The 14442-nt window shown below is 73.0% G+C and carries 15 protein-coding genes; 6 read left to right on the top strand and 9 right to left on the bottom strand.

The features are described 5' to 3' along the window. Nucleotides 1–39 precede the first annotated feature (39 nt). Nucleotides 40–978, top strand: coding sequence for a methyltransferase domain-containing protein (locus AB0E19_RS00820; protein ID WP_362170993.1), 939 nt, complete (start codon nucleotides 40–42; stop codon nucleotides 976–978). Then, nucleotides 975–1487, top strand: a complete 513-nt coding sequence (locus tag AB0E19_RS00815) for a hypothetical protein (RefSeq protein WP_362170990.1) — start codon at nucleotides 975–977, stop codon at nucleotides 1485–1487. Before AB0E19_RS00820 ends, AB0E19_RS00815 begins: the two co-directional genes overlap by 4 nt. 56 nt (nucleotides 1488–1543) lie before the next feature. Here the strand turns inward: AB0E19_RS00815 and AB0E19_RS00810 are convergent, their stop codons facing one another. Then, entirely contained in the window at nucleotides 1544–2764 is a 1221-nt protein-coding gene (locus AB0E19_RS00810) for a hypothetical protein (protein ID WP_362170987.1), read from the bottom strand. A 255-nt stretch (nucleotides 2765–3019) separates the two neighbouring features. Then, entirely contained in the window at nucleotides 3020–3694 is a 675-nt protein-coding gene (locus AB0E19_RS00805) for a TetR/AcrR family transcriptional regulator (protein ID WP_362170983.1), read from the bottom strand. A gap of 187 nt (nucleotides 3695–3881) precedes the next feature. Between AB0E19_RS00805 and AB0E19_RS00800 the strand changes: the two genes are divergently transcribed. Together AB0E19_RS00800 and AB0E19_RS00795 are read left to right on the top strand one after the other, a co-directional pair. Further along, nucleotides 3882–5000: a serine hydrolase domain-containing protein gene (locus AB0E19_RS00800; protein WP_362170980.1), complete on the top strand. Its 1119-nt coding sequence runs from the start codon at nucleotides 3882–3884 to the stop codon at nucleotides 4998–5000. 64 nt (nucleotides 5001–5064) lie between these two features. Then, on the top strand, nucleotides 5065–5454 hold the full coding sequence (locus tag AB0E19_RS00795; protein WP_362170977.1) for a cupin: 390 nt from the start codon (nucleotides 5065–5067) through the stop codon (nucleotides 5452–5454). 70 nt (nucleotides 5455–5524) lie between these two features. Here the strand turns inward: AB0E19_RS00795 and AB0E19_RS00790 are convergent, their stop codons facing one another. Further along, nucleotides 5525–6223 (bottom strand): NUDIX domain-containing protein, encoded by a 699-nt coding sequence (locus AB0E19_RS00790; RefSeq protein ID WP_362172272.1) that lies wholly within the window; start codon nucleotides 6221–6223, stop codon nucleotides 5525–5527. Nucleotides 6224–6370: 147 nt separating this feature from the next. Here AB0E19_RS00790 and AB0E19_RS00785 point away from each other — a divergent pair, with 147 nt between their 5' ends. Together AB0E19_RS00785 and AB0E19_RS00780 are read left to right on the top strand one after the other, a co-directional pair. After that, the gene (locus AB0E19_RS00785) at nucleotides 6371–7129 is read left to right on the top strand and encodes a DeoR/GlpR family DNA-binding transcription regulator (RefSeq protein ID WP_362170974.1); all 759 of its coding nucleotides are present in this window, start codon (nucleotides 6371–6373) and stop codon (nucleotides 7127–7129) included. A 138-nt stretch (nucleotides 7130–7267) separates the two neighbouring features. After that, the gene (locus AB0E19_RS00780) at nucleotides 7268–7951 is read left to right on the top strand and encodes a methyltransferase domain-containing protein (RefSeq protein WP_362170971.1); all 684 of its coding nucleotides are present in this window, start codon (nucleotides 7268–7270) and stop codon (nucleotides 7949–7951) included. Between the two features lie 102 nt (nucleotides 7952–8053). Here the strand turns inward: AB0E19_RS00780 and AB0E19_RS00775 are convergent, their stop codons facing one another. From AB0E19_RS00775 to AB0E19_RS00750, 6 genes are all read right to left on the bottom strand, one after another. Continuing rightward, nucleotides 8054–8842, bottom strand: coding sequence for a hypothetical protein (locus tag AB0E19_RS00775; RefSeq protein ID WP_362170968.1), 789 nt, complete (start codon nucleotides 8840–8842; stop codon nucleotides 8054–8056). A gap of 344 nt (nucleotides 8843–9186) precedes the next feature. Beyond that, nucleotides 9187–9645 carry an SUKH-3 domain-containing protein gene (locus AB0E19_RS00770; RefSeq protein WP_362170965.1) on the bottom strand — a complete coding sequence of 153 codons (459 nt, stop codon included), beginning with the start codon at nucleotides 9643–9645 and terminating at the stop codon, nucleotides 9187–9189. 139 nt (nucleotides 9646–9784) lie between these two features. Further along, on the bottom strand, nucleotides 9785–11017 hold the full coding sequence (locus AB0E19_RS00765) for an MFS transporter (RefSeq protein ID WP_362170962.1): 1233 nt from the start codon (nucleotides 11015–11017) through the stop codon (nucleotides 9785–9787). Beyond that, nucleotides 11014–11688, bottom strand: coding sequence for a dipeptide/oligopeptide/nickel ABC transporter ATP-binding protein (locus AB0E19_RS00760; RefSeq protein ID WP_362170959.1), 675 nt, complete (start codon nucleotides 11686–11688; stop codon nucleotides 11014–11016). Before AB0E19_RS00760 ends, AB0E19_RS00765 begins: the two co-directional genes overlap by 4 nt. Then, nucleotides 11685–12602 carry an ABC transporter ATP-binding protein gene (locus AB0E19_RS00755; RefSeq protein ID WP_362170956.1) on the bottom strand — a complete coding sequence of 306 codons (918 nt, stop codon included), beginning with the start codon at nucleotides 12600–12602 and terminating at the stop codon, nucleotides 11685–11687. The genes AB0E19_RS00760 and AB0E19_RS00755 overlap by 4 nt, the downstream gene beginning before the upstream one ends. A gap of 22 nt (nucleotides 12603–12624) precedes the next feature. Then, the gene (locus AB0E19_RS00750; protein WP_362172269.1) at nucleotides 12625–14421 is read right to left on the bottom strand and encodes an ABC transporter permease subunit; all 1797 of its coding nucleotides are present in this window, start codon (nucleotides 14419–14421) and stop codon (nucleotides 12625–12627) included. Between the last annotated feature and the right edge of the window lie 21 nt (nucleotides 14422–14442).

Below are 14442 nucleotides of genomic sequence, written 5' to 3'. Positions count from 1 at the left end.
GATCAGGGCGGGCCAGGGGAAGCCTTAGGGTTCTGCTTCGTGCACCAGTTTGAGATATCCGACCTGATCACGGTGGTGGAGCCACGGAGCGGCCGCCGGCTTCCGGTGCGGCGCGCCGAGGTGATCGACCAGCTCCTGGAGAGCGGCGACGAGCGCGGGGCGCGGATCGTCGCCGACCTGCCCGCGGACCGGGACGGCGTCCTCGACCCGCACGCCGTGGACCGTCTGCTCGTCAGCGTGCACACCGAGCTCCAGCGCCTGAGCGAGGAGCTGCGGATCGGGGAACGCCTGCTCCACGTGCTCGGTCCGCTGCTCGCCGCGATCCGGTCGGCCGGCGGCGCGGGGTCCGGCCCGTACCGCCTGGTCGACGTCGGCTGCGGCCTCGGCTACCTGGTCCGCTGGCTCGCGGCGACCCACGCCCTGGGAGCGGACGTCGAGCTGGTCGGGGTCGACCTCGACGCCGCGCTCGTCGGCGAGGCGGATCGGCTGGCCCGCGCGGAGGGACTGGACTGTCGCTTCGTCCACGGGAACGCCTTCGACCTTCCGGAGGCGGCGACCGTCTACGTCTCCACGGGCGTGCTGCACCACTTCCGCGGTCCGGCCCTGGCCGAGTTCTTCCAGACCCAGGCCGCCTCACCGGCGCAGGCCTTCTGCCACTTCGACATCGCCGCGACCGGCCTGGCCCCCATCGGCGCGTGGGTGTTCCACCGCGCCCGGATGCGCCATCCGCTCGGCCGCCACGACGGCGTCGTCTCCGCACGGCGCGCCCACAGCGACGAGACACTGCTGCGCGCAGCCGCCGCCCCCGGGATCCGACCGCTGCTGTACGAACCGCGCGGCTCGGCGAACCCGTTCTGCACCACGCTGCGGCCGGTCATCGGCGTACGCCCGCACCTGGAGGCGCCGCTCCGCCTGGCGCTGGGACGGGCCGCGCGCCGGCTGGTCGGCCCGGAACACCTCGCCGAGGCCGCCCGATGACGGCCGCCATGCTCCTCGTGCTCCTCGGCCTGGTCGACGCGTCGTTCAGCGGATTCCGCGCCTATGCCGGCCGTGACGCCCGTATCCGCAAGCGCCGGGCCACGGCGCGCGCGGCCCTGCGCGGCCTGGCCGTCGGGGCCGTTCTGCTGCTCGCCCCCACGCTGACCGCCGTCATCGTCCTGTCGACCGCGTCCGACCGGGGCGAGGCCTTCGACACCCTGGCCGCCGGAGGCCTCGGATACCTGCTCCCGCTCGCCGCCTACACCGCCGTCGTGACCGTCTCGCTCGCGGCCTACCTCGTCCTGCCCTTCCGCGCCAGCACCCTCGCGGTGGTCATCGGGCTCGGCCCGCTGACCCTGCTGCGTCCCCTCGCCATCGCCGCCGCCTGCCTCGGCGCGCTCCTCAACGGGGGCGGGGCCCCGGCCCTCCTGGTCGGCGCGGTCGCGGGCGCTGCCGTCCTGTGCGTCGAACCCGCGGTGCACCGGCGCTGGTACCACCACGTGCAGTAGCGACGGCAGCGGTCCGGCGTCCTCCTCCAGCTCGCGGAACCGATCCGCGCGTCGACTCACGCTTCCGCCATCCGTTCCGTCGGCCGCTCGCCGTGCCGGGCGAGTGCGGTGAGGGCCTGCACCCACAGCCCCGGCAGCTCGGCGGCCGCCGCCAGGGACCGGTCGTGCACGACCGTGACGCGGGCCGTGTCGGTCGTGCGGACGAGGGAGAAGTAGCCGAGCATGCCGGGACTGTTCAGGGCGAAGACGCCGCCGCCGAGCAGGGGAGCGTCGAGGACGCGGTAGGTGCCGTCGAGGTTGATGTGGCTGACGGCGAGCCGGAAGGCGGCACGCTCCGTCGTCCGGCACAGCAAACGGGGAGGAACGCGCAGAAGGGTTCTCCAACCGCTCTCCCGCAGCCCGGACTCCTTGTGCGCGAGGGTCTGTCCGGCCAGGTCCTCCAGGCGCTGCCCCGGCGCCGCCACTGTGCACGGCAGCCGTACGATCGCCGGCAGGGCCGCGTTTCCCGGTGCGAGCGCGGCACCCCGAGGGCGGACCGACATCGGCATCACCACCTTCAGGTCCCTCGCCCGGCCCGTCCGCCGCTGCTGGAGGGTCGCGAGTGCGCCGGTCACGGCGGCGAGGTACACGTCGTTGACGCCCGCCCCGCACCGAGCCGCCACCGCCCGCAGGTCCGCCTCCGGGACATCCGCGTACGCCATGGCCACCCGCCCGCTCGGCGCGGCGTCGGACCCGGCCGGAACCGTCTCCTCGGCGGGGAGCTTCCCCAGCGGCCACTTGGCCGGCCACGTCGTGGAGCCGCGCCGCCCCCGTGCGGGCGGACGGTACGGGTACGGGCCCGAACCCGGCTCGTCGGCCAGCAGCGCGGCCAGCAGATGGGCGGCGCCGACACCGTCCGTCAGCGCGTGCTCGATACGGAAGCACACCCGCTGCACCTGCTCGGTCCGGCACGTCAGCAGCAGCAGGTCCCAGCGGGGCGCCGGCCGGGCGGGAAGCGGCCGGCGCAGAGCCGCGTCGGTCGCCTCGGCGAGCCGGCCGTCCACCCGCTCCGCGCCGACGTGCAGCCCGGCTCGGGGCGGCGCGGTCCGGGTCCACGACCGCTCTCCCGGCACCGCCGCGACGTTCAGGGTCTCCAGCCCGGCCGCACGCTCGTCCACGCGGGCGCGCAAGGCGTCGAGTGTGAACGATTCGGCAGGAAAGTCCAGGACATGGCCCACCATGAACGGTTCGGTGGCGCGGTCGGAGAGGAACGCGAACGCGCGGTCCAGCGCGTTCATCCTCCCCGGCCGCACCGAGCCGGCACCGGACCCGCCCACGTTCGCCGACACCCTCCGGACCTGCACGGACCCACCTCGCATCCGGTCGACATAAACCCGCCGTGCGAACGAGGTGTGCCGACCAAGGGACACGGCACCCGGACCCGGACCCGGATTTTGGATCCGGATTTTGGATCCGGATTTTGGATCTGGTGTTTTGGATCCTGTGTTTTGGATCCGATCCGTCACCTCCCCGGAAGGCGGGGCGGCCGAGGCCTACGAGCCGGCCGGTCGGCTCGGGGCGATGGCGGCCTCGATGTGGTCGAGTTGGGCGGCGAGGATCTCTTCGAACGCGGCCTGGCGATCCGCTCCGAGAGGGCGGACGTCACGGGCGAAGTGGGCGAGGGCGGGGAAGCGTTCGGGGTCGGCGCCGAGTACCGCTACGCGGAACAGCTCCATGCCTTGCTCGTACTCTTCCGCGGTGATGCTGCCGACTCCGGCCTCGGAGGCGATCAGCGCGACGATGAGGACCGCGAGCCGGTGATAGCGCGCCGGGATCTCCTCGTCGGGCAGCCCGGACGCGCGCAGGGCCTGCAGCACCTCTTCCATGACCAGCCGGGAACCGGCGCCGCCCGACGCGTACCGTCCCCAGACCGCGGCGAGCTGGGGCTGTTGGCCGAACGCCTCCCTCACGCGCAGGGCCAGGGCGGTGATGCGCTGCTTCCAGTCGCCCTCGGCGCGGTAGCCGTCCATGGAGGCCAGGAGGATCCGGTCGGCGACCGCGCGCAGCAGTTCGGTCTTGCTGCGGAAGTGCCGGTACAGGCTGGAGGAATCGGTCCCCAGGGTCGCGGCGAGCTTGCGCACGCTGAACGACTCCGCGTCGCTCGTGCGCAGCAACTCCGCTGCCGCGTCAAGGATTTCCTCGGTCGTCCAGCGCCGTCGACCTGCCATTTCGCCCCTCTCGTCGCACCGATTCTAACGCATGCACTTGGTGATGCACGCGGTGCGTGCATAATGAGGACATGGGTGTGGCGAGCGCACCGGCAGCAGGTGGGCCGACGTGCGTCGCACGCCCCGTCGCCCGGATCGGGGCGACCGATGTGGAGCTCACCCCGAGCAATGCGAAAGGACGCATGTCGTGAGGAACCCACTGGATTCGGCGGCGCTGGACGCCGCCATCGAGAACGTCCACCGCGCCGGGATTCCGGGCCTCTTCGCCGAGGTGCGGGCCGGTGACCAGGTCTGGCGCGGCGCCGCCGGAGTCGCCGACGTCGCCACCGGCCGCCCCGTCACCGCCGGCATGCGGCACCGCGTCGGCAGCATCACCAAGACCTTCGTCTCCGCCGCGGTGCTGCGACTGGCCGAGGCCGGCCGGATCGGTCTCGACACTCCGATCGGCCGGTACATTCCGGAGCTGCTCCCCGGGGAACGCGGTGACGCGATCACGGCACGGATGCTGATCAACCACACCAGCGGCCTCGCCGAGTACCTCCCGTACGCCTACCCGTCCCTCAAGGCGCTGCCCGTCGTCGCCGACACCAGCCCGCAGAGCCTGGACGACCTCCGCCTCACGCGCTTCGACCCCGTCGAACTGATCGGGATGGGAGTCTCCGCACCCGCCGTCGGCACTCCCGGCGGCACCCCGGGCGTGTACTCCAACACCAACTACCACCTCCTCGGCCGGCTCCTGGAACGGGTGACCGGCACGACGGCCGAGGAGCACATCACCGAAAGCGTCATCGAGCGCGCCGGGCTCCGGGACACCGCCTTCCCCACCGGACCGTACGTCGACGGCCCGCACGCGCGGCTCTACGAGGCGTGGTTCGGCATGATCGACCCGCCGCGCGACTACAGCGTCTACGACATGTCGTGGGCGGGGCTGGGAGGCTCGCTCATATCGACCGTCGCGGACCTCAACCGCTTCTACCGCCTGCTCCTGGCCGGCGAGATCGTCAGCCCGTCGTCGCTGGCGCAGATGCAGCGCACCGGCCAGGTCGTCACCCACGCGGGCACGGTGATCGACTACGGCCTCGGCCTGTACCCGATGGAGGAGCCCGGCCAGGCCATCTTCTGGGGCAACGGCGGCACCGTCTGGGGCGCCGGGACGCTGGCCATGATCCGCGCGGACGGCGAGCGGCAGCTCGCGGTCGCGGTGAACCTGCAGCGGTGGAACAGGCTCGACTCCTCCGGCAGCCCGCAGCCCCACCCCATCGACGACGCGCTCGCGGCGCTGTACCGCGTGGCGATGTACGGCTGACCGCCCGGCCGGTCGGCGTGCTCCGCAACCCACTCGACGCACTTCGCAGATTGGACGGCTCGACATGACCGCTGCACCGATCGATCTCTTCTCCTCGTTCATTCACCTGGACCGGAGTGGTCAGGTGAGCGCCGCTCCACCCGTGTTCGACTCCGAGCGGGACGGCTGGCAGTTGATGACCTTCCACGTGGAGACCGACGCCGACGTCCACGGCGACCACTGGGAGATCCACACCGAGGCGGACGAACTCGTGTCCTGCCTCACCGGCGCGATCCGTCTCTGCTTCCGCCCGGAGCGGCCGGGGGAGAAGGAGGAGGAGGTCGGGCTGGCGGCCGGGACGGCGGTCATCGTCCCGCGCGGGCGCTGGCATCGCATCGCGCTGGACGGCCCCAGCGACATCATGTCCGTCACCCTGCCGCGCGGCAGCGGCCTGCAGAGCCGCACCGAGGCCTAGGCGGGCAGCGGCCCGCTCCTCGTGCGGGCCGCTACCGACGACGAGGCCGGTCCTGGCGCGGGGGCGCGATTCACGGTTCCACGCGCTCCCGCGCCAGGCTCTTCTGCTGAGGGGAGAAGGGGCCGTACAAGGCCGCCCATTGCAGGAGCAGGATGGTCTTGCCGTCGGTGATGCGTCCGTCGTGGGCCATGGCGAGGGCGTCGGTGAAGGGCAGTTCGAGGACCTCGATGTCCTCGCCGTCCTCCTCCAGCCCTCCGCCGGCGCCGGTTCGGTCGGCCGGAGTGTAGGGCGCGGCGAAGAAGTGCAGGCGTTCGGTGACCGAGCCGGGGCTCATGTAGGCGTCGAGCACGGGGGTGAGCGGGCCGAGGGCGACACCGAGTTCCTCGGCGCTCTCGCGGCGGATCGCCGTGTGCGGGTCGTCCGCGTCGAGGAGTCCCGCCGCCGCCTCGATGAGCATGCCGTCGGGGTGCTCGTTGACATAGGCCGGGTAGCGGAACTGGCGGGTCAGCAGGACGCAGCCGCGTTCGGCGTCGTAGGGCAGGACGACGGCGCCGTTGCCGCGGTCGTACGTCTCCCGCTGCTGGGTCTCCCACCGGCCGTCGCGGCGGCGGTAGTCGAAGGTGGTGCGGCGCAGGACGTGCCAGCCCTGGGAGGTGAGTTCGACGTCGCGGATCCGGACGTCGGGGTTGCGGTCGAGCTCGCGTCCGGCCAGGTGGAGGCCGGTGCGTCCGCGGTGATCGGGAGTGTCGACCCCCGAGCGGCCGGTCATGCCGGCACCGGCGCGGCCGGCAGGGGGATCAGCGGGGGGATCGGCGGGGCCGGATCGGAACGGGTCGGCGATCAGGAGGGGCGTCGGCTCGTCGTTCATGCCCGCTAAGATACATGCAGAATCATGCAAGAACGGGAAGGAACGTGCATGCTGGCTGCTGAACGGCGCGAGCACCTGCTCGAACTGCTCGCCCGCACCGGGAAGATCGTGGCCAAGGACGTCGCCACCGGCCTCCGCATCTCGGAGGACACCGTGCGGCGCGACCTGCGGGACCTCGCCGCCGAGGGACTGTGCCAGCGGGTCTACGGCGGCGCGCTGCCGGTGTCCCCCGCCGTGGCGGACTACGACGCCCGGCAGGCGCTGGCCTCCGACGGCAAGCGGAAGGTCGCCTCGGTGGCGGCGGGGCTCGTACGGCCGGGCGGCTCGGTGATCCTCGACGGCGGAACGACCGCCCTCGCCGTGGCACGCGCCCTCCCGAGGGACCTCGCCTGCACGGTGATCACCCACAGCCCGACGATCGCCACGGCCCTGATCGACCATCCGCACGCGGAGCTCTTCCTGATCGGCGGCCGCGTCTTCAAGCACTCGGCGGTCACCTGCGGCGCCGCCGCCGTCGAGGCGGCGCAGAACGTCTCCGCCGAACTCTGCCTGCTCGGCGTCACGGGCGTTCACCCCGAGGCGGGACTGACCACCGCGGACGCCGACGAGGCGGCGATGAAACGCGCCCTGTCCGCACGGGCCGCGGACACGTACGTCCTCGCCTCCTCCGAGAAGATCGGCACGGCCTCGCCGTACCGCGTCCTGCCGTGGGAGTCGATCAGCGGACTGATCACCGACGCGGACCCCGGGGACCCGACGGTGGGACGACTCGCGGCGCTCGGTGTGGACGTCCTGGCAGCCGAATGAAAGCCGAGCCGGACGAGGGCGGAGTGTCGCCCGATCAGCGATCGGCCGGGCCCAGGCCCGTACGAAGACCCCTCCTCGCCTTTGCCGATTCGGCAACAGGGCTGGCCCGGTGAGGAGGCGCTGGGTCACGGTGGGGTCATGGCCGACGACACCGCAGCAGAAGTCCTCTCCTCCGACCGCTCCTCCTTCGCCGATGGCTACGCAGGCGACCCCGCCGTGCGCGACGAGTGGGACAGCCGCTACTCCGAGCGCCCGCAGCTCTGGAGCGGACAGCCCAACGGGGCGCTCGTCGCGGGGGTCGCCGACCTCCCGCCCGGGCGCGTGCTCGACGTCGGCTGCGGCGAGGGGGCGGATGCCATCTGGCTCGCCCGCTCCGGCTGGGACGTCACCGCCGTGGAGGTCTCGGGCGTGGCGCTGGACCGGGCCGCCGCCCACGCGCGGGAGGCCGGCGTCGGCGTGCGCTGGGTGCACGCCGGCCTGACCGAGGCAGCGCTCCCGCCCGCCTCCTTCGACCTGGTCTCCGCGCAGTACCCGGCGCTGCTCCGTACCCCGGGCGCGACGGCCGAGCGCGCCCTGCTCGACGCCGTCGCGCCCGGCGGCGTCCTGCTGCTCGTCCACCACGCGGGCATGGACGAACACCACGCCGGCCAGGACGGCGCCTTCGACCCCGCCGACTACGTCCGGCCCTCGATGGTCGCCGCCCTCCTCGGCGACGACTGGCGGGTCGAGGTCGACGAAGAGCGCCCCCGCGTGCTCCCCGAGGGCGGCGCCGGCGCCCACCACACCCACGACGTCGTGCTGCGTGCCCGCCGCCTCCGCTGACGCTTCGGCTCGGCAGTCCCCGAGGCGGCCCGGGGACTGCCGACGAACGCCATCGGTGTCCAGCCGACCTCTGCTGCGCCGCTCGCCGGCCCAGAACGGGAACTACCCCACTCGCCACCATCGGCGGCGCTGCGGCGGCAGCGCCGGAACGACGTCGTCCTCGGACTTCAGCACGGCGCGCCCGGCACGCACCGCTTCCCTCAGCTTCTCCTCGAAGTCGTGCCGTCCGCTGTTGAGCCGCGCGTTCCAGCGGGGAGGGTTCTCGGCGTCTCGCAGCAGGGCACGTGCTTGTCTCTCGGAAACGCCGGGCACGGCTGCGATCGCCTGCAAACGCTCTTCATGACCCATTCCCTCCAGGCCCCCGTGAAGTACGGCGTGTTCGGCAAGGCGGGCAGTGCGAGCGACGTCTGCGTCGTTGCTGGAGAGAAGCCGAGTGATCAGCAGGTGAGTATGACCCGTTTCCCCGTGCACGGAGGCTTCGGACGAGTAGCGGTCGACGGACAGTAGAACCTGTTGGGCGGCATCGACGAATCTTTGTGGTGCGACGAGTTCGACCTCGTGTGCCTTCAGGCGCATTGCCTGTGTGGCGTCACGTAGATGGAGGATCAGACGTCCGTCGTCGCCCTCTTCGTAGGAGCGGTTGCAGACGTCCACCACGTCACGAGCGGACTGGATGAACTGGGCGATCTGGAGCTGCCTCGCTGCCCACAGGGCCGCCACCCGCTGGGCCTCGGCAGCGATCCGTGCAGCCTCGCGTGCCGCCGCTGCCTGGTCCCGGCCTCCGTTCGCCTGGATCTTCGCCCCGATGACACTTCCGAGAAGCCCGCCGACGATGGCGATGGCGGCCACCAGGGCGGCGAATATCTCGGGGTTCTCTTCGAAGTACTGCACCGCCACATCATGTCGCGACGAAGCGGTCCCCGGTCTACGGGCACTCCGCCCGGCTCGCGCCCCGGCCTCAGGACTGGCTCGTGCTGGTCGGCAAGACGGCCGAGCTGAAGCACCGGGACTGCGGCTGGAGCGCCGAGATCCCCGCCGTCACCGCGCCTACCTTGCTCGTGTTCGGCGACGCCGACGCCATGGCGGCGGGGGAAGCGGGTGGCGGGGCTTCGGTGCCCCTGATCCGCTCTGCGAGCGCTACCGTTACCGCTTCCGTTCGGCGCGCCCATGGTGTCGTCTGTCGCAATCTCCGCGCGCGACAGTCGGAGGCGCGGCATGATCGACCGGGCAATTCCTCAGAAGAACGTCATGTCCCAGTCGCCTGTGATCAGAGCTCGCATGGCTTCCTCGAAGCCGTGCGCCACTCGCTGAACCCCTGCGTCACCGCCGAGGATGATGTCACCGTTCTCCGCGAGGAGAACCATCTCCTCGGTCGAGAGGGCGATGCCCAGCGGCAGGGCGGACATGCCGAGGCGCTTTTCGAAGGAGCGCACCCACGGCGGGGTGGCCTGGGCGACCTCCTCGACCGAGATCGTCAGGGACGATTCGTCCCCGGTGACGTGCGACGGCCAGAACACCGTCGTCTCGCCGTACGCCCGGAGGAACTCCATGAGTTCTTCGGTGACGGTGAAACCCGCATTCTGATAGGTCAGGCGGGCCGCCTCGAGGTCCACGAAACCGCACGAGACTCGTGAGGCACCGACGAACGCCCTGCGGAGCGCTTCCTCCCTTGCCCGGATCTCCTCTTCACTCATCCGATGGGCACCTCTCTGTGCATCCCAGGCACCATGACGCGTGGTTCTCACGTGCGAGGACTCCGTCGCCGTGGTGTTGGTCGATGGTGGATCGCGATCACGATATCGAGGGTTCCCGGGCGATCGACAACACCGAGGCCTATGGCCCGCGGCGGCCGGGTGTCGCCGTCGACCGGCCGCGTTCTCTTGGGGCCGTGGTCGGGACGGTGGTGAGGGTGAGGAGGGGGAGGGCGCCCAGGATCAGCCACGGCAGAGAGCCGCCGAGGCCGAGGAGGGCGCCGATGGGGGCGCCGGCGGCGAGTACGGCGAGGGCGGACAGGGAGGACAGGGCTCCGGTGAACAGCCCGAGGTGCCGGTGGTCCACGAGGTCGGGGAGCATGGCCCGGGTGGCGGGCAGGAACAGGATCTGCCCGAGGGTGAGCAGCACGGTGAACGCCAGGGCGGCCCAGATGCCTTCCAGGTGCCGTAGGAGCGCTGCCGCCGCGAAGGACCCGGCGATGACGAGCAGGCCGGTCCGCGCCGCGCCGGGGTGGTCCAGGCGCGTGGCGGCCAGCTTCTCCACCGGTCCGGACGCGCACACGACCAGCGTGGCGGAGAGCGTGAACAGCCAGCCCAGCGCGGCTTGGGAGCCGGTGGAACGTTCGAGTTCGGCCGGCAGCGCCAGGTAGAGCTGGTTGTAGGCCAGGAGGTAGGCCGCGTACGCGACGGTGAGCCGGAGGAAGCGACGGTTGCCCAGGACGAGCCGTACCGTCGGCTTCACGCCCCCGCCACCGGGCGGAGTCCCCGACTCGTTCCCGTCCTTCCGTGGCATCAGCAGAGTGTGGGCCGCGAGGACGAGTACGAAGACGGCCGCTCCCGTGAAGCACGCCGAGCGGAACGCGGTGTCGCCGCCCCAGGCGAGGAGGAGGGATCCGGCGGCCGGGCCGATCAGGGCGCCGGCTTGTCCGCCGGCCGCGAACCGGGCGAGGGTCCGCGTGCGGCGGGGGCCTCCCGCGTGCTCGATGCGCAGCGCCTCGCGGGTGATCTCGGACTCGACCGCCGGCGAGAACAGCGCGGCGGCGAAGCCGACGAGGGTGACGGCTCCGATGACCGTCCCGACGCTCGTCGCCGCCGCGAGCCAGCAGAATCCGGCGACGCGCAGCGCACAGCCGACGAGGACCACGGGGCGCGGCCCGTACCGGTCGGTGAGCAGACCTCCGACCACGAAGAGCCCCTGCTGACTGAAGGTCCGCAGCCCGAGGACGAGCCCGACCACGGCCCCGCTCAGGCCGAGCGTTCCCGTGAGGTGTTCGGCGAGGTACGGGAGCACGGCGAAGAATCCCGTGTTGAAGGCGAATTGACTGCCGATCAGGAGATGTCCGAGCGGAGTCACGGGGTGAGCCTGCCGTCGCGCATGGTCAGGACGCGGTCGCTGACGTGGCGGACCGCCGTGTGGTCGTGGGAGATGAGCAGAAGGCCGACGCCCAGGGTGTCCTGAAGGTCCATCAGCAGGTTGAGGACTCCCGCGCGCAGCGAGGGATCGAGGGCCGAGGTCGGCTCGTCGAGGACGAGCAGTTCGGGGCGTGTGGCCAGTGCGCGGGCGATGACGACGCGCTGGCACTGGCCTCCGGACAACTCGTCCGGGAACCGCAGTCCTTGGGCGGGCGAGAGCCCGACGAGCTCCATCAGTTCGTCCACGCGGTCCGGTCCTTCCGCTCGGGACCACAAGCCGTGGACGCGCAGGGGTTCCGCGATCTGGTCGCGGACCCGGCGGCGCGGGCTGAGAGCCCCGTGGGGATCCTGGAAGACCGGCTGGAACCGGGGCCGCAGGCGGCGGAGTTCGCGCTCCGGGAGGTCGGTGACGTCGATCCCGGCGAGGTGCACCGCGCCGGCGGCCGGCCGGAGCAGTCGCAGCACCGCCAGCGCGGTCGTGGACTTGCCGCAGCCCGACGGGCCGACCAGCCCGACCGCTTCCCCGCGCCCGACCGTGAAGGACACCCCGTTCACGACTTTTCGCGTTCCGTACCGTACGACGAGGTCACGCACGTCCAGGAGAGGGTTCACGCGGTCGCCTCCTCGGAGGGGTGGTGGCAGGCCACGGCGCGGTCGTCCACCGAGCGGAGCGTCGGCTCCTCGCGTCGGCAGAGGTCGTCCGCGCCCGGGCAGCGGGGCGCGAAACCGCACCCCGCACCGCCCGCTCCCGGCACGGGAGGGGCCCCGGCGAGGACGGGGAGGCGCGCCCGGCGGGGAAGCCCGGTTCGTGGGAGGGAGGCGAGCAGGCCCCGTGTGTACGGGGTGACCGGGCGTTCCAGTATCTGCTCCGCCGAGCCGAGTTCGGCGATCCTTCCGGCGTACATCACGGCCGCGCGGTCCGCGTGCCGTCGTACCGCCGTCAGGTCGTGGCTGACGAGCAGCAGAGTGGCCCCGGTGGCCGCGCAGCGTGCGCGGAGCAGCGTCAGCACGTGTTCCTGGCGCTCGGGATCGAGCGCGGTGGTCGGCTCGTCGGCCACGACCAGCGCCGGCCCGTTCACCAGGGCCATCGCGATCACGGCACGCTGCCGCATCCCGCCCGACAGGGCGTGCGGATACGCGCCCGCGGCCTCCGGTCCGAGTCCGACCGCGGCGAGCGCGGCGCGGGCCGCCGACAGAGCCTCGCGGCGTGCCGAGTGGGTCACCGACCGTATAGAGAGCGAGAGTTGGTCCTCGACGCGGTGGACCGGCGAGAGGGCCGACATCGCGTCCTGGGGGATCCACGCGACGCGGCGGCCGAGGTCGGCCGGAGCGACCGGGCTGCCGTCCAGCAGCACCCGACCCCGCACGGTGACCTCGCGCGGGGCCATCCCCAGCAGTGCCCGCGCGGTGAGGGACTTGCCCGCCCCGGACTCGCCGACCAGGGCGAACACTTCGCCGACGGCCAGATCGAAGGAGACTCCGCGGACGGCCTCACCGTCGGGGAAGGCGATCCGCAGACCGTCCACCCGGAGCAGCGGAGCCGGGGATTCAGACGGAGGGCGGGGAAGAGGGCGGGGAAGAGAGACGGGCCGGGGGTCGGGCGGAGACGCGGGTGGAGGGACGGGCGGAGGGACGGGCGGAGAGAAGGACACGAGGGCGGGCTTTCTTCGAAGCGAGCGTGGAGCCGGGGGCGCGCGGGCCGGGGCGGCGGGCGGTGCCGAGGGACGACAGGCAGACCGCGAGCGCGGCGAGCAGCGCGAGGGCCACAGCAGGGGCGAGGGCGGGGACCGGTGCCCGCTCGACGTAGTCGGCCGACTCGTCGAGCAGCAGTCCCCACTCGGGCGACGGGGGGCGGGCGCCGAGCCCCAGGAAGCCGAGCGACGCCAGGGCGAGCGCGACGCCGGGCAGGCGCAGCACGGCGTGCCGGGCGACGGGACCGGCCACCGACGGCAGGACGTGCCGCGTCCACACCCAGAGGGGCCCGGCGCCGATGGCCCGTTGTGCCGTCAGGAACCGGGAGGCCCGTATCTCCTGGACCAGGGCGGCGGCGTGGGCGGCCAGCGGCGGCCAGGACGTCAGCGTCACGGCCAGCGCGGCCGTCCCGGCTCCCGGACCGGTGACCGCCGCGACCAGCATCCCGGTGAGGACCGGCGGCAGCGCGTTGGCGACGTCCGAGAATCCGGCCGCCGCTCCCGGGACGAAACCGAGCGCGAGCGCGATCAGCCAGCCGGCCGCCGTCACGGCGGCGGCGGTGCCCACCGTCGCCGCCGCGCCGTGCCCCAGGCGGGCGAGCACGTCCCGGCCGAGCGCGTCCGCTCCGAGCGGATGCGAGCGGGACGGCCCGGCGAGCCGGGCCGCCACGTCCACCGCGTACGGATCGCGCAGCAGCCCCCACCCGACCACGCCCGCCAGAACGACCGCCAGCACGACCGGCACGGCGAGCGTGATCCGACGGGGACGCGGCACGGGAAGCGCGAGCCCGGCCTCCCGCAGGGCGAGCCCGAGCAGACGGCGCCGGACCAGCGAGGCCGAGGCCCCCGCGAGCAGGCCGAGCCCGAGCAGCGCGAGAACGCACCCCTGGAGCAGCGGCAGGTCCTGCGACGTCGCCGCGCCCAGCGCCGTACGCCCGATGCCGGGTACGGCGAACACCGTCTCCACGGCCACCGCTCCGCCGGTCAGACCGACGGCCACCATGCCGAACTGGGCGGCGAGCGCGGGCATCGCGCGCCGCACCGCCGCACCGGTGATCCGCCACCGGCCGATGCCCGCCCCGCGCCACGACTCCACCCACCGCTCTTCGAGCACGGCCGGCAGCGCCTCGGCGACCAACCGGCCGAGAAGCGCGCCGGCCGGGACGCCGAGCGCCACGGCCGGCAGCACCAGATGGGCCGGCCCCGCCCAGCCGGACGTGGGCAGCCACCCCAGCCCTACGCCGACCGTGAGCAGGAGGACCAGGGCGAGCAGGAACTCGGGAATCGCCGCGAGCACCGCGGCCGGCGTCCCGCCGGTGGCCCGCCCCCGCAGGAGCGCGGGCGCGGCGAGCAGCGCCCCCACCGTGAGGGCGACGGCCAGGGCCGCCCCCATGAGCGTCAGCGACACCCCGAGCCCGGACAGGACCGTCGCCGACACGTCGGTGCCCGACACCCACGACACCCCCAGGTCGCCGTGGAGGAGTCCGTTCAGCCAGCCGCCGAGAAGCCCCGTGGGGCCCGCGTCCAGGCCGAGGTCGGCACGGATGGCGGCGAGCGCCTCGGGCGTCGGTGCCTGCTCGGCGGAGCGGGCACGCAGCAGGGCGAGCGCCGGATCCCTGCCGGAGAGCCAGGGCAGCAGTCCGACCGCGGTCATGACGGCGGCCAGGGCGACGAG

Origin of the sequence: Streptomyces sp. NPDC047974 (assembly GCF_040653375.1) — a bacterium.
Classification (GTDB): domain Bacteria; phylum Actinomycetota; class Actinomycetes; order Streptomycetales; family Streptomycetaceae; genus Streptomyces.
The sequence above is the reverse complement of the archived record's forward strand: the minus strand, read 5'-3'. Positions and strand labels throughout refer to the sequence as shown.